Source organism: Parasphingorhabdus sp., from assembly GCF_048267785.1.
Taxonomy (GTDB): Bacteria; Pseudomonadota; Alphaproteobacteria; order Sphingomonadales; family Sphingomonadaceae; genus Parasphingorhabdus.
The window spans coordinates 56,421-74,285 of record NZ_JBLWWU010000019.1; the positions used below are offsets into that span (position 1 = coordinate 56,421).

Here is a 17,865-nt window from a genome sequence, read left to right on the forward strand (position 1 = left end):
CGACCATTTTCTGGTTTTGTAAATTGTAACACAATTTTGCCAATCCTCAAAGCGTCGCTGTTTGTTGAGCGATGAAGACGGGCAAGACGGATTGTGGTGCGCGTGATCGTTATCACGGACAGGACGTCAATTACCTTTGCTGGAAACTCGCCCAAAAGCCTTTCGATACCGCTCGAAAAAGCCGACCATCTCCGGCGACCGTTTGCTCTTCATGTCGCAGAAAAATTTGCGATTCCATCCCTTTGCGGTGCCGAGATGGATCATCGCGTAGACATAGGTGAGTAACCCGGCGGAGAAGGCGAAGGCGGCTCCCATGCCCGCGGCTGCCCATACGACCGCTGCGATTAATGGATAGGCCAGCACCGGAAAGCTGATCGCCTTGCGGTAGTTGAAAATTGCCTTGCTCTCGCGAGTCGGCAATCCGAATTTCCCGACCAGAATCGAGGTAAACGGCAGGCGGTTGTGGATGATCGCAGCCGGTATCTTGATCCACCACGGCACAGGTGCGAGCAAAATGGTGGCGAGCGCCAGCAGTTCGAAAAACGGATAGCGGACGACGAGCAGCGCCAGCACCTTATAGTCGTGATATTGCTTTGCGGTGTGGATGAGCAACTCGCTCACCCCGTCCACCGCATAGCGACCCTTTTCGCGGAAGCGGAAGACATTGTTGGGGAACATATAATATTTCATCAGCCCCTTGAGACCGGGCGTATCGCTGCGCTGCGGCCGGATTTCGAGTAGCCGCGCGACCTCGTCGGTATAGGTGCCGTACCAGACCAGATGATCGGTCATTTTCCGCGGTCTTTTGGCATAATAGGTGTCGTTATAGCGTTTGATCCGCTCGTTGATATTGCTGCGGATCGCCCGGCGAAATTCCGGTTCTGCAATCATCCGGTGGACCAGCAGGCATTGCATCTCGCTGATATTGTTGAGGCCGCCGGTAAACGGTCGCGTAAAGCCAATCGTGTAAATGTTGCGGAGGCGAGGGGAGACTACCCCCATATATTGTTGCCTTGTTTTATAGACGAAATGGTCGGAGGCTTGATCGGCGCGCAGGCGAATCTCGGGGATCGCGGGGATCTCCTGATCGCCATCGATAATTGCGTCAAAGCTGACGGTTTCACCATTCTCGCTAATTGTCATCGCTTCACGATCAATGGTGGAGGCGGTCTTGTCCCACAGCTTGACATGGCCATGTTCGAGAAAGAAGGGCAGATCATTAATCAGATAGCCATCGCGGATTTTCTGCTCCAGCGCTTTTTCGCAATAGAGTTTGTAGACATCGATCGGCCAATATTTGATTGCGATATGGCCATTTTCGACCGGAGCCCTGGCTTTGAAAAAGGTCCGGATGTCCTTGTGCGGACGGATGCTTTTGGGGTGACGCACGCCAAGGCTGTTACGGTCGAAAATCCTGGCGAACCAACGGTGGATCAGGCCGTGGATATAGCCGCCATCGATGAAGGCGCGATAGCTCCATTTGCTGACTTCGGCGAAATTGTGACATTCGAGCTGGTCGAGCGGTACGAAGCGTGGGCCGTCATCAAACGGCGAAAAGGTCGCGAACATCTTGTCGAGCATAATGAAGCCATTGGTGACCAGATGCACCTTTGCGCCACGGGCAACAAGCTTGGCGATCAGCAGGTTCGAGCTGTCCCCGGTCGAGGTGATTGCGATATTCTTGCCGGCATAGCTTTCATCAATCTTGATCTGTTTGAGATTGGCATTCATCTGCCGCCGGAAAGCAGTGGCGATGACGACATGTTTGGCGCGGAATTTCACGCCATTCTCCAGATGGACAATGCTGTGGTCGACATGATTGTCGATGCTGCCGACCCGCCCCCTATGTATCCGGTCGGCATAGCGCGCGGCATATTTCCTGTGGATGGCGTAAAATTCACGGGCAGTCGGGAACCCGTCGGTAAAATCATCGCCCTGTTCTTTCAGCATCTCGACCAGTTCGAATGAATAGACGCTGCTCTGCAGTGAACTCACCAAATCGAAATCCAGAGCGTCGGCGGCTTCCAGCTGTTGCCAGATCGGGGTCATTTCCGACACCATCAGCCAGCGGATACCATCCGCGTCCAATTCACGGATCAACGGCATGGTCGAAAAACCGCCACCGATGATCAGGACATCAAATTCCCGTGCATGCACCATATCCGCCCCCTCCGACGATCCGCCGCTTCTGCTTGTGGTAACGCGTCTGGCCGGCAAAACCAACGCTCTTTTCGAGGCTGCAAGCGGTGCATTGTCCCTATATTGTACGGTAAACCATACCCGTCCCTTTCATCGATTATCAATTGCCGTTGGTCGAATGACCGCCAACGCGATGCAATATTATGTTATCTGGAACCCAGCTGCATGAAGATCCGGAAAAGACAGATAATATTTTTCGGATTGCATAAAAGCTCAATCACGGGGGATGGTGTCAGAATGCGGATTCGCAAAAATCTGAACCGGGGATATTGCCTACCGCATGGGCAAGCTCCTGTTCCCGGGACTGAGGGTCTCGCGTCTGGTCCCCTGTTGGACGTGGCCTCTGCGACGCTTCTGGTGCCATCCTCCTTGTTTGCGCCGCTTCAGGCGTAGTCAAGTGTCCGGCTGATTATTCGGCCATCAAATCCCGAACAAATCCGATCAGACCGGTTTGGCGTGACCGGCGCATGCGTTCCGTAGCGAGAATCTGCTTCACCTTGGCAAAGCAGGCATCGAGATCATCGTTGATCAGGACATAGTCATAGCCATCCCAATGGCTGATCTCGCTGGTTGCGCGTTGCATCCGGCTCTCGATAATCTCCGGCGAATCGGTGTTGCGGCTTTCCAGCCGTTTGCGCAATTCATCGAGCGAGGGCGGCAAGATAAAGACCCGGACAACATCCTGTCCGGCGCGCTGGTAGAGTTGCTGTGTTCCCTGCCAGTCGATATCGAACAGCACATCCTGACCATCCGCCAGACTCTGGTTAACCGGCACAGCAGGTGTACCATAGCGATTGCCGAACACTGTGGCATATTCGAGGAAGCCGTGATCGGCGACGATCTCTTCAAACTCGTCGCCAGTGACGAAATAATAATCCTTGCCATGTTCCTCCCCGGGCCGCTTCGGCCGGGTGGTGACGGAGACCGACATGGCGATTTCGTCGTCTGCTTCCAGCAACATTTTGGCAAGCGTCGATTTGCCGGCACCGGAGGGGGAGGACAGCACGAACAGCAGACCCCGGCGGCTCAGCTCGCGATGATCATTGTCGATATTCTGGGAAGATTTATTCTCGGCCATAGCGGCTATTGGCCGAGAAGGGCGGGGCGCGTCAAGAAGCTTGTCTTGCTGTTTTCCTTTATCGACTGTCCCGTACAATCATCCTGATGACAGTCCTTCATAATATGGCTATTCCGACATCATGATCCAAGGGCGTATCAGTACTATTTTCTATGCGATCGGCATTACGATCATGATCGGCTGGCTGTTTTACGTCGGTCAGGACATCATATTGCCGATTGTGACGGCGATCATCCTGCTACAGATTCTTTATGCCGCCAGCGCCACGGTCGCCCGTATTCCGGGGCTGGGCCGGACGTCATTGTGGTTGCGCGCGACGCTTGCACTGATCGGGGTTCTCGCCCTGCTGTTCGCCATGACCCGGATGCTGGTGGCGAGCCTGCAGAATCTGGTACCCTCGCTCCCCGTCTATCAGCGCAATCTGGAAAATCTGTTTTCTGCATGGTTTCCGCCGCCTGCGGCAGAGGCGGTTGGTCAGCCGGAGATTTCCGAACTCATGGCCTCTCCATCCGCGATATTCGATCGCGGGACGGAAGCGGTTGGCAAGGCAGTAAGCGAATTTGCGACCCGGTTTTTTACCGAAATCGACATCGCCGCGCTGGCCCAGTCGGTCCTGTCTTCGCTGACCAGCTTCGGCGGTTTTGTCTTCATCACGATTTTATACGCCTCTTTCCTGCTCAGCGAAATAACCGGTTTTCCGGAAAAGGTGCGGCGGGCTTTCGGGTCAGATAGTGATTCGACCGACACGCTGAACATGATCACCAGGATCAACCATGACATCGGCAGCTATCTGGCGACCAAGACGCTGATCAATATCATCCTCGGTGTCATCTGCTGGGTCATTCTGGTGATATTGGGCGTGGAATATGCCGCGCTGTGGGCGATCATTATCGGGCTGCTCAACTATATTCCCTATATCGGTTCGTTCGTGGGTGTGGCCTTTCCCGCGCTCTTCGCTGTGGCGCAGTTTGGCACCCTGACCATTCCGCTTATCGCCACCGGCCTGATGACCACGGCGCAGGTAATTATCGGCAATATTGTCGAGCCAAGGATGCTTAGCAAATCCGTAAATCTCAGCCCAATGGTAGTGCTGGTTTCGCTGGCGATCTGGAGCAGCCTGTGGGGTATTCCGGGCGCCATATTGGCAGTACCGTTTACAACCATATTGATGATCGTGCTGGCGCGCCGGCCGGGAACCCGCCCGATTGCGGCGCTGCTCTCCAGTGATGGAAATGTCTAGATCCTGATTCTAGCCGGGGGTGAGTGGCGGTTTCATGAAAAAGGCTGCGACCAGTCCCGCGACCAGCAAGGCGATGGCGATAGCGAAGGCGACATCATAGCTGCCGCTTGCCTCGAAAATATAACCGGCACCTGCCGGAGCGGCCGCGGCAAAGGGCAGCATGATCGGTGCCAGCACCGAATTGATGATCGGAAAGGCGCGTTCGCCGTAATAATTACCGGTCACCACCGGCCCCAGAACCAGCATGCCGCCATAGCCGGCACCAAATAACATGCCCATGACCGAGAGCAGCAAAACACTGTGGCCGAGCCAGAAACCGGTCAGGCCGAAGGCCATCAGGGAAATGAATCCGAACACCGTCCAGCGCAATTCGAACTGGTCGCCAAGCCAACCCGCAGGAATCCGCGCCAGGCCGCTCCCCAATATGGCCAGGCCAAGAATGGAAGCGGCTTCGAGACTGGATAGCCCGCTATCGGTAAGGTGTAAGATTCCGTGATTGAGCAGGAAAAAGAATGTGCCAAGATAGCCGAGCGTGATCAGCATGACGAGGTAAAGCGCCGGTGTCCGGATGATCTGTTTCATTGTCCAGTCGTGACCGGTGCGATGGGTCTTGGGGCGTAGATTTCCGGCGAGCGGGTCACGCGCCGCCCGGCCCGGATCGACATTGTCGGGAAACTGGCCGATATCGTCCGGCCGGTTGATAACGAACTGGGTGGCAATCAGGGCAATGGCGACCATGGCAGCGGCGATCAACCATGCGGCGCGCCAGCTGTCAAAATGATCCATCATGCTCGCCAGCACCGGTTGTGCCAGTGCGCCACCGAGAGCGCCGCCGGTCATGACTATGCCAATGGTGGTGGATCTCTTGATGTTGAACCAGCTGATCATCGCGGTTTGCGAGCAGATCGGACCGGTCAGGGCAAAGGACAGGCCCATGACGCCGCCCCAGATCAGGATCCATTGCCAGATCTCGCTAACCACCGAAACCAGCAATAGCAGACCGGACAGCATGACGATCAGCCCGATGGTGATTGTTTGGCGGACTCCATATCGACTGAGCAGATAGCCGGTCAATGGATAGGCAAGGCCCAGAATCATCAGGGCGATTGATTGCGCCAGCGACGCGGTGCCGCGGTTCCAGTCCATGGTCTCGACCATCACCGGAAACACCACGGAATAGGCAAAATAAACGAAGCCGGATGCGGCAAACTGAACGAAGAGCAGCAATCCAACATTGTGCCAGCCATAGAATTTGCGGGGCGTTTGCCCCGTTTGCGCGGTAGTCGACAACATGCTCTCCTGTACCGCTTTATCCCGACGGCTTGGAGGAAGCTTACAGCAATGTCAGTTACAATCAATATTGCAATTGGGGGAACGTTTCAGTGCTGCAGGAAATCAAGGCTCACAGGCTTTGCGGCGGAAGCAAGCAAGCCGGATGGATCAGGGCAATTTCCAATGCTCATGATTGAGGAGGGATGGGTCATTATTGCAATCTGCCACCATCGCTTCGGATCATCGCCAATTGTTATCGCGCAAGCCATCCGCCGTCTACGGCCAATATGTGCCCCTGAACATAATCCGATGCCGACGATGCCAAAAATACCGCTGCGCCCCCAATGTCCAACGGATCGCCCCAGCGACCGGCGGGAATCCGGTCCAGAATCTGCCGGTTACGGGTTTTGTCGGCCTGCAGTCCTGCGGTATTATTGGTAGCGATATAGCCCGGTGCGATCGCATTGACACAGACACCCTTGTCCGCCCACTCATTGGCCAGCAGCTTGGTCAATCCAGCGACGCCGGATTTCGAAGCAGTATAGCTGGCCGCATGGGCGCCGCCCTGGAAACTCAGCATCGAGGCAATGTTGATGATCTTGCCAATCCGCCCGTCGACCTGATGGGCAGACATCATTTCGCGCCCAACCGCCTGGCTCAAAAAGAACAGGCTCTTGAGATTAAGATCAATGACGGCGTCCCAATCCTCTTCGCTAAAGTCGATCGCGGCCCCGCGACGGATAATGCCGGCATTGTTCACCAGAATATCTATCCTGCCGAATTTTTCCTTTGCTTCATCAATGATAAAATCAACCGGTTCCACGGTCGAAAGATCGGCTTGAATAATCTCGGCGCGGCGGCCTTGTGCGCGCACCCTTTCGACGGTTTCGGTTGCGGCCGTGCGTCCGACGGCGGCAATATTCGCGCCTGCGCCGGCAAGAGCCAGTGCTATTCCCTGACCGATACCCGTGTTGGCGCCGGTGACGATGGCGGTTTTATCCGTGAGGTCGAACATGGTGATGTTTGCGCCCTTTGTAGTGACGGTACCGTTACGCAATTGAAGCACCGTGACAGGTGCAACGTCTCCCAATAGCTAAATATTCAGCGACTTTCAAAATGCTTACAGCAATGCCGGTTACAATCAATATTGCAATTGGGGGGATAAGCTGTTCTCACATGATCGTTGCGCGGGAGGAAGTGCAGGATGAAATGGCCGCTCAGGATCAGCAAGAGCAGTGCGCTGATCGCGTTGATATTATTCGCCTTATTCGGGTTGATCCTGTTTGGCATGGGACGCCCGCCGATCTGTGCCTGCGGTACGGTCAAGCTGTGGCAGGGCGTCGTGCAATCTTCGGAAAACAGTCAGCATCTCGCCGACTGGTATACGATGAGCCATATCATTCACGGGTTCATCTTCTTCGGTATCGGCCATCTCTTGCGCAAGCGATTCCCGAAGCTGTTCCCGCTCGGTGTCATCCTCTGCCTTTCGATATTGGTCGAGGGCGCATGGGAAGTGCTGGAAAACTCGCCGGTCATCATCGACCGCTATCGCGAGGCGACCATTTCCTATGGTTATGAAGGCGATTCTATCATCAACTCGATGGCCGATATTGCATGGATGATCGTCGGATTCTTTCTCGCCTCGCGCTTGCCATGGAAGGCGACGCTGGCAATCGCGGTGATTTTCGAGCTGTTCACCGGCTATATGATCCGTGACAATCTGGCGCTCAACATCCTGATGCTCACGGTTCCGATCGAAGAAGTGAAGGACTGGCAGGCGGCCGGTACCGGCTATTGGCTAACCGGGAAGCCTTAACGCCGGTTTTGCCGTATTTTCGCTGTCTACAGGAACCGGACGGCCTTCGATCTCGATAACTGCCTCGGATGCGGGCAGGGTTTCTGCCTCCTTTTTATCATCATAGAGCTTTTTCGCGATCAGCGCTCCGCCGACCAGAAGCGCACCGGGGACGGATCGCGTGGCGATGCGGGCCGCGAGCATGCCGAGGCCGAAATTGCGCAAGCCATGACCCGTAGTGTGCTTGCGCGCCTCGTAACCGACCATCGTGGTAAATATATTTCTGATTAGCGACATGTTGTTCTTGTTCCCGGATCAGCCATTTTTGCCGACCATATTCTCAGCTCTTACATGGGTATCGTAGGTTTCTGCGTCAACCAGACCGAGCTCCAGCGCGGATGCGCGCAGCGTCTGGCCGGTTTTATGGGCATATTTGGCAATCGCCGCAGCCTTGTCATAGCCGATCACCGGGGCAAGCGCGGTCACCAGCATCAGGCTGTTATCCACCAGTTCCTTGATTTGCGCTTCATTAGCCTCCAGACCTTCCACGCAGCGTTCGGAAAAGCTCGACATGCCGATCGAGATAATCTCGATCGAACGCAGGACATTGGCGGCGATCAGGGGCTTGAATACATTGAGTTCGAGATGGCCCTGCAGTCCGCCGACGGTCACCGCCTGATGATTGCCGATGACCTGCGCGGCGACCATGGTCAGCATCTCACACTGGGTCGGATTGACCTTGCCCGGCATGATCGAGCTGCCCGGTTCATTGGCGGGCAGGTCCAGCTCGCCAAGACCGGAACGCGGGCCGGATCCGAGCAGGCGGATATCATTGGCGATCTTGGTCAGCGACACCGCCAGCGTGTTGAGCGCGCCGGACAATTCGACCATCGTGTCATGCGCGGCCAGTTCGGCGAATTTGTTCGGGGCGGAGGTAAATTTGAGGCCGGTGATCTTCGAGATTTCCTTGGCGATATTCTCGCCGAAATTTTCCGGTGCATTCAGGCCGGTCCCAACGGCGGTGCCGCCTTGCGCCAGCTGGCGCAATCGGGGCAATACCGTCTCGACCCGGTCGCGCGCCGCCACCAGTTGCGCGGCATAGCCGGAAAATTCCTGTCCGAGGGTCAGCGGCGTGGCGTCCTGCAAATGGGTGCGGCCGATCTTGACAATCGACTTCCACTGCCGGGCTTTCTCTGCGAGCGCGTCGTGCAATTGTTCCAGCGCGGGGAACAGCTCAACCTCGAGCGCCCGTGCTGCCGCCACATGCATGGCGGTCGGGAAGCTGTCATTGGATGATTGTCCGCGATTGACATGGTCATTGGGATGGACCGGATATTTGCCGCCCCGCGTGCCATAGATGGCTTCATTGGCGATACCGGCGATCACTTCATTGACGTTCATGTTCGACTGGGTGCCCGAGCCGGTCTGCCAGATGGTCAGAGGAAACTGGTTGTCATATTCGCCGGTGCGCACGGCATTGGCCGCTTTTTCAATTGCTGCAGCAATTTCCGGTTCCAGTCCATGGATGCCGTTCACCCTTGCAGCCGCCTGTTTGACCGCCGCAAGCGCGTGGATCAACCGGATCGGCATGCGTTCCTGTCGGGGAAAGGGGAAATTCTCGAGGCTGCGCTGTGTCTGTGCACCCCAATAGGCATCGGCGGGGACTTCTATCTCGCCAAGCGAGTCGGTCTCGGTGCGGGTCCCGCTCACTTTTTCTTGCCGAAGTCCACCGTCACCACGTTGGAGCCGTCATCGACCGGTTTGACGGTTTCCGTCTCACCGTCATTTTCCGCCGGGTCATGATCGTTCACATCGCCTTCGACTTCATCAACGTGAAATTGCAGTGCAAAATCCACCGCCGGATCAACGAAGGAGGTTATCGCCGCGAAGGGGATATGAAGCATCGAACTGATCTGGTTGAAGCTCAGCCCGACTTCAAAGCGATCTTCGTCAACCTTCAGGTCCCAATAGCGGTTCTGGATGACAATTGTCATTTCGTCCGGAAATCGCGCGATCAGATGATCTGGAATGTCGACTCCGGGCGCGCGGGTCTTGAAGGTGATGTAAAAATGATGTTCGCCGGGCAGGCCATCTTTTACAACTTCTCCCAGCACCCGGCCGACTACCGCGCGCAGGGCTTCCTGTACGATTTCATCATATGGAATCAGGCTATCGGCTGCTTCATCACTCATTTGCACTAGGTGGCGCGTAGCGGGCATCGGGTCAAGAGCGTAAAATGAATTTCGCACTGTCCAAAGGCCGCGAAATTCTTGCCTGATTTGTCCAAGCCATTATAGGCCTGTTGCATGAGAACAGCGACAATCGAGCGAAACACCAAGGAAACCGAGATTTTTGTCGAGTTGGACCTCGACGGGACCGGTCAATATGACGTGTCTACCGGCATCGGTTTTCTTGATCATATGATCGAGCAATTTTCGCGTCATTCGCTGATTGATCTGAAATTGCGGATCAAGGGTGATCTCCACGTCGATCAGCACCATACCACCGAGGACAGCGCCATTGCGGTCGGTCAGGCGATCCATCAGGCGCTTGGCGACAAGGCCGGGATCGTGCGTTACGGTAGCGCTTATTCGCCAATGGACGAGACGTTGAGCCGGGTGGCGCTGGATATTTCCGGCCGGCCCTATTTCGTCTGGAATGCCGGTTTCACGCAGGAACGGCTCGGCGAGATGGATACGGAATTGTTCAAACACTGGTTTCACAGTGTCGCGGATGCTGCGGGAATCACGCTGCATATCGAGCTGCTCTACGGCGAGAATAATCACCATATCGCGGAAAGCATCTTCAAGGGCTTTGCCCGGGCGATGCGTCAGGCAGTAGAGCGCGATCCGCGCAAGGGCGACGCGATTCCCTCGACCAAGGGGCAGTTGGGTGGCTGAGACAATTGCGCTGATCGATTTCGGTGCCGGCAATTTGCATAGTGTTCACAATGCGCTGATGGCTGCAGGGGCTGGAGATGTGGCGGTAACCGCCGATCCTGAATTGGTGGCGCGAGCGGACCGGATTATATTGCCGGGCGTTGGCGCCTTTGGTGCCTGCCGCGATGCACTGGTCAGGATCGACGGCATGGTCGACGCAATGGACCGGCGGGTCCGCGGTAACGGCATACCTTTTCTCGGCATTTGTGTCGGGATGCAGATGCTCGCCGACAAGGGCATCGAATTTGGCGAGCATGATGGTCTCGGCTGGATCAGCGGAACGGTAAAGGCGATCGAGGCTTCCGGCGACGACATAAAAATCCCGCATATGGGCTGGAACGACGTTACCCCGACGGAGGGCCATGATCTGCTCGAGTCCGGCGAAGCTTATTATCTGCACGGCTATCATTTTGACGCCGCGAAAGAGGCGGATATCTTGGCCAAGACCAGCCACGGTGGGCCTCTGGTTTCGGCGGTGGGTCGCGACAATATTGTCGGCGTGCAGTTTCATCCGGAGAAAAGCCAGGCCTATGGACTGGCCTTTCTCAATCGTTTTCTGGAGTGGAAACCATGACCATGCTGAATACCGTTCGTCCTGAGCCTGTCGAAGGGCCTTTCTCGTCAGATCGCCATGGTTCGACAAGCTCCCCACGAACGGAATATTTGAAATGATCGTCTTTCCCGCAATTGACCTGAAATCAGGCGAAGTCGTTCGCCTCGCAGAAGGCGATATGGATCGTGCCACGGTTTATGGCGACAATCCGGCGGAGCAGGCCGGCCTGTTTGCCGCAGCCGGTGCCGAGCATATTCATGTCGTCGATCTCGACGGCGCCTTTGCCGGATCGCCCCGCAATGCCGAAGCGGTGGAAGCCATCGTAGCCAGCTTTCCCGGCTATGTGCAGCTGGGCGGGGGCATCCGCAATCGCGAGACGGTCGAGCGCTGGTTCGAACTGGGCGTGGCGCGGCTGGTGATCGGCACGGCGGCGCTCAAGGATCCGGATTTCGTCAAGGACATGGCGAAGGAATATGAAGGCGGTATTGTCGTTGCGGTGGACGCGCGCGACGGCATGGTTGCGACCGAAGGTTGGGCCGATGTGTCGGATGTCAGTGTGCGCGATCTCGCCCGCCGCTTTGAAGATGCAGGCGTAGCGTCGATATTGTTCACCGATGTCGGCCGCGATGGCATGCTAACCGGCTGCAATATCGAAGCCACCGTGGACTTGGCGCGTGGTGTCGATATCCCGGTCGTTGCCAGCGGCGGGGTTAAGGGGCTGGATGATATCCATATGCTCAGCCAGTTTGCCCAGGACGGGATTGAAGGCGTGATTACCGGGCGGGCGCTATATGACGGCAGACTAGATCTGGCGACTGCGATTGCGATGGCCAATCGTGGTTGAGTTGTTTGCGATATTGTCGTCCCAGCGAAGGCTGGGACCTAAACCACATTTGCTGGACCCCCTGATATCGGGTTGGGCCCCAGCCTTCGCCGGGGCGACCAAGCCATGACCGTTCGAATCCGCGTCATTCCCTGTCTCGATGTTGCCAATGGCCGGGTGGTCAAGGGCGTCAATTTCGTCGATCTGCAGGACGCCGGCGATCCGGTCGAGCAAGCGCAGGCTTATGATGCCGCAGGGGCCGACGAGCTTTGCTTCCTCGACATTACCGCTAGTCATGAAAAGCGCGATACGATCATCGATGTGGTGCGACGGACTGCGGAAGTCTGCTTCATGCCGGTGACGGTTGGCGGTGGTGTCCGCAGCGCGGAAGATGCCCGCGCGCTGCTGATGGCCGGCGCGGACAAGGTCGCGGTGAACAGCGCCGCTGTCTCCCGGCCCGAAGTGGTCAGCGACATCGCTACCCGTTTCGGCAGCCAGTGTATGGTTGCCTCGATCGATGCGCGGAAAGTCGCGGAAGGGCGCTGGGAAATATTCACCCATGGCGGCCGCACGCCGACCGGGATCGACGCGCTGGAACATGCTGTCCGTATGGCCGATCTCGGGGCAGGGGAGCTGCTGGTGACCTCTATGGACCGCGACGGCACCCGCGACGGCTATGATCTGGAACTGACCCGCACGCTGGCCGATGCTGTATCGATTCCGGTGGTAGCAAGCGGCGGGGTCGGGAATCTCGACCATCTGGTCGAGGGTGTAACAAAAGGCCACGCCAATGCGGTGCTCGCCGCCTCGATATTCCACTTCGGCCAATATAGCATAGCCGAGGCCCATGCCGCGTTGCGCGCCGCGAAGCTGCCTGCCCGGGCCTGATCCCGCCGAAAATTGTAAATATTCCCGGATTATCGCCATATTGGGGGATGGTTAATGTCGGTTTACTTTACATCTGGTGATTTTCCGAAATATCATTAACTATTCTTCCGCCCTGAATTCGCGCTTTTCGGCGAACTGGCAAGGCTCTTGCTTAACTATTCCCATAGGACTTTTGAAATTGGGAATGGAATTCGATCGTGAAACTGATGAAATGTACAATCTGGGCCGCTGCTGCAGCGATTGCCGTCGTAGCTGCCGCTCCGGCTGAAGCAACTTGGAGCAGTGACAGTCGTGGCAGCGTCAAGGGCTGGAGCAGTTCCGGCGGCGGTAGCTCGCGCGGAAGCAGTTCGCGTGGCGGCAGTTCCGGATGGGGCAGTTCGGGCTGGGGGTCATCCGGTCATGGGGGGTCATCTGGCCACGGGGGATCATCTGGCCATGGGGGGGCGACAGGTTCTTCAGGGGGGACTCCTGTTCCTGAACCGTCGAACATGCTGATGCTCAGTCTTGGTCTGGCCGGACTGGCTGCTGGCCGCATGGCCGCTCGTCGCCGCAAAAAGCATTAACGACAACGATTCCCGTGCCGCCTGTTCTCCAATTACGGGTTGGCCGGTACCGGGTCGTCAGTGGGGGCACTGGCGGCCCTTTTTTATGAGATGACCAAACTTGTGCCGCTAGGACTTGACGAACAAGCGATTCGTCGCGCATCACCGTCAGCGATGACCAATATTCTCAAATCTCTCGAACGCACGATTTTGGAACGCCGCGAAGCGGAGCCGGACCAAAGCTACGTCGCCAGTCTGCGGGCCAAAGGCCGCGCCAAAATGGCCGAAAAGCTTGGGGAAGAAGCGACCGAAGCGGTCATTGCTGCCGTGCTAGATGACAGGGCGGGGATGACCGGGGAAGCCGCTGATCTGTTGTTTCACCTGATGGTTCTGCTGGCCGACATGGACCTGTCTCTCGATGACGTGACCACCGAACTGGCACGCCGCGAGGGCCTGTCCGGACTGGAAGAAAAAGCGGCAAGAGGAGCAAGCTGATGGCAATAGACCCGACCCTGCCATATGATGACGACAATATATTCGCGAAAATCCTGCGCGGGGAAATCCCCAACAAGACCGTCTATGAAGACGAATGGGCGCTCGCCTTTCACGATATCAATCCGCAGGCACCCGATCATATATTGGTGATCCCGAAAGGCCGCTATGTCAGTTGGGATGATTTTTCCGCCACCGCGAGCGATGCAGAGATCGCCGGATTTGTTCGCGCCGTCGGCCATGTCGCGCGCGAAGCGGGGATGGTTGAACCGGGCTATCGCCTGCTCGCCAATATAGGCAAGAATGGCCATCAGGAAGTGGCCCATCTTCACGTTCACATATTTGCCGGAAAACCGCTTGGCCCGATGCTGATGCGCAGCTAGTAACAGAGGTAACAAGACCGCAACCGGTCCGGAATATCGGGGAGAAGCATAGATGGCAGGCGCAGCAGCACCGCGAGGCGAAGGTTGGTCTTCGCGCACAGCATTTGTTTTGGCAGCAATCGGTTCCGCAGTCGGGCTTGGCAATTTGGTGCGATTCCCAGCTGAAGCAGGGGCCAATGGCGGCGGCGCCTTTGTCATATTCTATATTTTCTGCGTTTTGCTGATCGGTTTGCCGATCCTGCTGTCCGAAACCCTCATCGGTCGCCACGGCAAGGGCTCCGCTATCGAAAGCATGAAGAAGCTGGCGGTCGAGTCGCGTGCCTCAAGCTGGTGGTCCGTCGCTGCCGGTGTCGGGATGGTCGGTGCTTTCCTGATCCTCACCTATTACAGCGTCCTGGCAGGGTGGATCGTGCATTTTATCGGCATTTTTGCCGGAGATGTTGCCCATGCGTTCGCTTCGGGTGGTCTGACGCAAGGGGCTTTGCAGGATTTGTCGGTCGATCAGGTGCAGGGGCTGTTGCCGACCCTGCAAGCGAACAGCAGCGAAATGCTGGCGATGCACGCGATTTTTATGGCTTTGACGATATTCGCTGTCGGTCGCGGTGTCAGTAGTGGTATCGAAAAAGTCGCCGTCTGGTTGATGCCCATTTTTTTCCTGCTGTTGATTGCGATCACCATCTACGGTGCCTTTACCGGATCATTCGGGGCCGCGCTTGCTTTCCTGTTTGATTTCGAACCGGCGCGATTGCTCGACCCGTCGGTCCAGCTGTCCGCGCTCGGTCAGGCTTTGTTCTCATTATCCCTGGGTTCGGCGCTGATGATTACCTACGGTGCCTATGCGGCGCGGGACATCAATCTTGCGAAAACATCTGCCCAGATCGCGACGGCCGATACGTCGGTTGCGATTATCGCCGGTCTGGCGATATTTCCAATCACATTTGCCGCGCTGGCTCCGGCCAGTCTGACTGCAATATTGGATGGCCAGGAACAGGTCCAGGGCGGCCTTGGACTGCTGTTCGTCAATCTGCCGGTGGCGTTTCAGGCCATGCCGGCGGGATCGCTGATCGGGTTGCTGTTCTTCATCATGGTGTTTTTCGCGGCTTTGACCAGTTCGGTTGCACTGCTTGAGGCATCTGTCAGCTGGGCGATAGGGCGTTTCAACAAGCCGCGCTGGCTGGTGACAATCCTGTTAGGCGGGCTGGCCTTCCTGATCGGTGCCTGGGCAAGCTTTTCGTTCAACAGTCAGGCCGATTTCCAGCCGTTTGATTTCATGATCTTTTCCGGTCAGCCGGTATTCGGCATCATCGACGAGCTTACCGCAAAAATTCTGCTGCCAACATCTGCGCTGCTCGTCGCTATTTTTGTCGGCTGGATCGCCGACCGCAGGCTGATCGACAGCGAAAATGGTCTCGACGGCAATTTGCATCGCATTTGGCTTTTCCTTGTGCGCTGGTTGTGTCCGCTGGTGATAATCGCCATTCTTCTGTCCGGCCTATTCCCGCAATTATTTGGTATCGGGTAGCTGATGGCAGGGACAAAAGCTCCAAAATGCCCGGTCTGCCGGAATGCGGGCAGCGAAAAATGGGCGCCGTTCTGCAGTGCCGGATGCAAGGATCGCGATTTGCTGAAATGGCTGGGAGACGGTTATAAAATACCCGGACCGGCAGTTTCGCCTGACCAGCTCGCCGATCATTTTGCCGATGATTCGGGCCGCAGCGGGGAGGGTTGAGCAGTTGCAACAAAGCCGCCATTTTTAGGCTGGACAAGCGGTAACAGGCCCGCCTATAGCGTCGCTTCCTAACGCAGCCAGCGCAACGCGCAGGCGCAGATGCCCGAGTAGCTCAGTTGGTAGAGCAAGCGACTGAAAATCGCTGTGTCGGTGGTTCGAATCCGCCCTCGGGCACCACCTTTTTCCTTAAATTTCAACATCTCGCAACACCGCCAACGTGTACACATTTAATGCCTAGTTCTCAGAGAGTTACCTAAGGTGGTATGGGAACTCCGGTGACCAGAGACCATTTGGCCGCGGCCATCGTAGAATATAATGCCCATTTATCTCCATGGCCCAAAACGCTGGCACCAGATGCACTATTGGATTTAAGTGGTTTTGGGCTTCAGTTAAAGCCAAGCAGCTTTCGCTGTTCGGTCCAGCAGAGCGGAACGCTGCCAATCCGCAGGATCTTGCGGCCCGTCAGATCAACAGGCTGAGTACCATCAATAATCGCGGAGATAATGTCAGGGGCAAGATAGCTCAGCCGGGTTAGCTGCTGAAGATGGCGCGGGCTATATTCTGCGATCATCGCTGAGGGTTTACCTGAGAGCAGAAGATCCTGTGCTGCAAACGCATGAGCGATCAATCGCAGGAGCACTGGATCCGGATCACGTTTGGGTGGGCCTTGGTCAGGCGCGATAGCAAGCTTCAAGTCCGATCCCTTGCTCACCAGCTTGGCTTTGACGGAAATTGAGGAGACCTCATCATCGTCCCATGGTTTGGAATATATTTTTATAACCGCTTCTTGGACTTCCACGCGGGTCTTCCGGCCGAGTAATATATTGCGCTGCTCTCTGATAGACATGCCGGGAAGGGCGTTCGCAATCTCCTGACGTTTGTTCAGTTGCTCGGAGAGCTGCTCAGCGGTCTCAGACCCGTCAGAAACGATATCGCCTAGTTGCTTGGCAATGGTACCGACGACCAGTCGCTCGATTTCTCCAGCCGGCATACGCCATTTGATTGATTGGTCCCCTGGCAGGGTCCGTGTCACATAATAGCGAAATCGTTTTGATCCCTTGGTTGCATGGGTGGGAGTCATCGGTTTCCCATCGGGATCCATTACTAGTCCCGTTAGCAGACTTGGATTGCGGCTTTTCTTGCCCAGTGCATTGGTGCTTCGATTCGCTTGAAAGTTGGATTGAACAAGATCAAACAGCTCCTGACAGATGATGGCTTGGTGGGCCCCATCATAGATATTTTCCTTGTGCTTCACCTTGCCAACATAGACCGGGTTCTGAAGGAGATGGGTCACGGTGCCGGTCTTGAAGGTAACTCCGCCGACAACTTTCCCAGTTTTCCAGACGCGCATTCTGGTTTTGATACCCTTCGCCGCCATTTCCTCGACCAGCTGCGGCACTGATTTCAACTCTGTGTAGCGCTCGAACATCCAGCGCACGATTTCCGCTTCAGACTGGTTGATCACCAGCTGGCGTTCCACAACCTCATATCCGAACGGAACCCCGCCCCCCATCCACATTCCTTTCTTCTTGGATGCCGCGACCTTGTCTCGGATGCGTTCTCCGGTGACCTCCCGCTCGAACTGCGCGAAGGACAGAAGCACGTTCAGTGTCAGACGCCCCATGCTGGTTGTCGTGTTGAACGATTGTGTGACGCTGACGAAGCTGGCTTCATTCTCATCCAGTATCTCAACAATCTTGGCAAAATCAGCGAGGGACCGTGTCAGTCGGTCAACCTTGTAGACAACGATAACATCGACCTTGCCCGCTTTCACATCATCCAGTAGCTGCGATATGGCAGGGCGGTTCTGCGCGGCGATGACAGCATTGCCGAACTGTGCCGCAAGGAAGGCATCGCACAGAGCCTATATTACGTCTGGTCGAAGGAGTTCATGGAGGCTGGCAAGCGCCGATTGGCCGGTGACACTGCGCG

Annotated in this window: 19 protein-coding genes and 1 tRNA gene; 12 read left to right on the forward strand and 8 right to left on the reverse strand. The window is 56.3% G+C overall.

Annotation, left to right across the window (positions count from 1 at the left end; all coding sequences use genetic code 11):
- Positions 1-126 precede the first annotated feature (126 nt).
- Positions 127-2,160 carry a hypothetical protein gene (locus ACN0VD_RS14285; RefSeq protein ID WP_417595408.1) on the reverse strand — a complete coding sequence of 678 codons (2,034 nt, stop codon included), beginning with the start codon at positions 2,158-2,160 and terminating at the stop codon, positions 127-129.
- Between the two features lie 448 nt (positions 2,161-2,608).
- Complete coding sequence (gene gmk / locus ACN0VD_RS14290) at positions 2,609-3,277, reverse strand: guanylate kinase (protein WP_417595410.1); 669 nt, start codon at positions 3,275-3,277, stop codon at positions 2,609-2,611.
- A gap of 121 nt (positions 3,278-3,398) precedes the next feature.
- On the opposite strand from gmk, the gene ACN0VD_RS14295 reads away from it, so the two are divergent.
- Positions 3,399-4,517, forward strand: coding sequence for an AI-2E family transporter (locus ACN0VD_RS14295; protein ID WP_417595412.1), 1,119 nt, complete (start codon positions 3,399-3,401; stop codon positions 4,515-4,517).
- Between the two features lie 9 nt (positions 4,518-4,526).
- On the opposite strand, the gene ACN0VD_RS14300 is transcribed toward ACN0VD_RS14295, so the two are convergent.
- Positions 4,527-5,810, reverse strand: coding sequence for an MFS transporter (locus tag ACN0VD_RS14300; protein ID WP_417595414.1), 1,284 nt, complete (start codon positions 5,808-5,810; stop codon positions 4,527-4,529).
- A 232-nt stretch (positions 5,811-6,042) separates the two neighbouring features.
- Positions 6,043-6,804 carry a 2-dehydro-3-deoxy-D-gluconate 5-dehydrogenase KduD gene (gene kduD, locus ACN0VD_RS14305; protein ID WP_417595448.1) on the reverse strand — a complete coding sequence of 254 codons (762 nt, stop codon included), beginning with the start codon at positions 6,802-6,804 and terminating at the stop codon, positions 6,043-6,045.
- Between the two features lie 189 nt (positions 6,805-6,993).
- Between kduD and ACN0VD_RS14310 the strand changes: the two genes are divergently transcribed.
- The gene (locus ACN0VD_RS14310; protein ID WP_417595416.1) at positions 6,994-7,605 is read left to right on the forward strand and encodes a DUF2585 domain-containing protein; all 612 of its coding nucleotides are present in this window, start codon (positions 6,994-6,996) and stop codon (positions 7,603-7,605) included.
- Here the strand turns inward: ACN0VD_RS14310 and ACN0VD_RS14315 are convergent.
- From ACN0VD_RS14315 to ACN0VD_RS14325, 3 genes are read right to left on the reverse strand one after another with little or no spacing between them, the layout of a single operon-like run.
- Entirely contained in the window at positions 7,588-7,881 is a 294-nt protein-coding gene (locus tag ACN0VD_RS14315; RefSeq protein ID WP_417595418.1) for a hypothetical protein, read from the reverse strand. The two genes, ACN0VD_RS14310 and ACN0VD_RS14315, sit on opposite strands and share 18 nt — an antisense overlap.
- Before the next feature lie 18 nt (positions 7,882-7,899).
- Positions 7,900-9,294 carry a class II fumarate hydratase gene (gene fumC, locus ACN0VD_RS14320; protein WP_417595420.1) on the reverse strand — a complete coding sequence of 465 codons (1,395 nt, stop codon included), beginning with the start codon at positions 9,292-9,294 and terminating at the stop codon, positions 7,900-7,902.
- Positions 9,291-9,776 carry an SspB family protein gene (locus ACN0VD_RS14325; RefSeq protein ID WP_417595422.1) on the reverse strand — a complete coding sequence of 162 codons (486 nt, stop codon included), beginning with the start codon at positions 9,774-9,776 and terminating at the stop codon, positions 9,291-9,293. The genes fumC and ACN0VD_RS14325 overlap by 4 nt, the downstream gene beginning before the upstream one ends.
- 114 nt (positions 9,777-9,890) lie before the next feature.
- On the opposite strand from ACN0VD_RS14325, the gene hisB reads away from it, so the two are divergent.
- The 10 genes from hisB (at position 9,891) to ACN0VD_RS14375 (ending at position 16,110) form a co-directional block, all read left to right on the forward strand.
- A complete protein-coding gene (gene hisB, locus ACN0VD_RS14330) occupies positions 9,891-10,484 on the forward strand; it encodes an imidazoleglycerol-phosphate dehydratase HisB (protein ID WP_417595424.1) in 594 nt (197 codons plus the stop codon).
- On the forward strand, positions 10,477-11,097 hold the full coding sequence (hisH, locus tag ACN0VD_RS14335) for an imidazole glycerol phosphate synthase subunit HisH (protein ID WP_417595426.1): 621 nt from the start codon (positions 10,477-10,479) through the stop codon (positions 11,095-11,097). The genes hisB and hisH overlap by 8 nt, the downstream gene beginning before the upstream one ends.
- Before the next feature lie 94 nt (positions 11,098-11,191).
- Complete coding sequence (hisA, locus tag ACN0VD_RS14340; RefSeq protein ID WP_417595428.1) at positions 11,192-11,920, forward strand: 1-(5-phosphoribosyl)-5-[(5-phosphoribosylamino)methylideneamino]imidazole-4-carboxamide isomerase; 729 nt, start codon at positions 11,192-11,194, stop codon at positions 11,918-11,920.
- 105 nt (positions 11,921-12,025) lie between these two features.
- A complete protein-coding gene (gene hisF / locus ACN0VD_RS14345; RefSeq protein ID WP_417595430.1) occupies positions 12,026-12,787 on the forward strand; it encodes an imidazole glycerol phosphate synthase subunit HisF in 762 nt (253 codons plus the stop codon).
- Between the two features lie 206 nt (positions 12,788-12,993).
- The gene (locus ACN0VD_RS14350) at positions 12,994-13,350 is read left to right on the forward strand and encodes a PEP-CTERM sorting domain-containing protein (RefSeq protein WP_417595450.1); all 357 of its coding nucleotides are present in this window, start codon (positions 12,994-12,996) and stop codon (positions 13,348-13,350) included.
- Positions 13,351-13,503: 153 nt separating this feature from the next.
- On the forward strand, positions 13,504-13,824 hold the full coding sequence (locus ACN0VD_RS14355; RefSeq protein WP_417595452.1) for a phosphoribosyl-ATP diphosphatase: 321 nt from the start codon (positions 13,504-13,506) through the stop codon (positions 13,822-13,824).
- A complete protein-coding gene (locus tag ACN0VD_RS14360; RefSeq protein ID WP_417595432.1) occupies positions 13,824-14,204 on the forward strand; it encodes a histidine triad nucleotide-binding protein in 381 nt (126 codons plus the stop codon). The genes ACN0VD_RS14355 and ACN0VD_RS14360 overlap by 1 nt, the downstream gene beginning before the upstream one ends.
- A 52-nt stretch (positions 14,205-14,256) precedes the next feature.
- Positions 14,257-15,726: a sodium-dependent transporter gene (locus tag ACN0VD_RS14365; protein ID WP_417595434.1), complete on the forward strand. Its 1,470-nt coding sequence runs from the start codon at positions 14,257-14,259 to the stop codon at positions 15,724-15,726.
- A 3-nt stretch (positions 15,727-15,729) separates the two neighbouring features.
- Positions 15,730-15,933, forward strand: a complete 204-nt coding sequence (locus ACN0VD_RS14370; protein WP_417595436.1) for a DNA gyrase inhibitor YacG — start codon at positions 15,730-15,732, stop codon at positions 15,931-15,933.
- A 101-nt stretch (positions 15,934-16,034) separates the two neighbouring features.
- Positions 16,035-16,110 (forward strand) — tRNA-Phe (locus tag ACN0VD_RS14375).
- A 208-nt stretch (positions 16,111-16,318) separates the two neighbouring features.
- Here the strand turns inward: ACN0VD_RS14375 and ACN0VD_RS14380 are convergent.
- Positions 16,319-17,707: a recombinase family protein gene (locus ACN0VD_RS14380; RefSeq protein WP_417595438.1), complete on the reverse strand. Its 1,389-nt coding sequence runs from the start codon at positions 17,705-17,707 to the stop codon at positions 16,319-16,321.
- Positions 17,708-17,865: the final 158 nt, after the last annotated feature.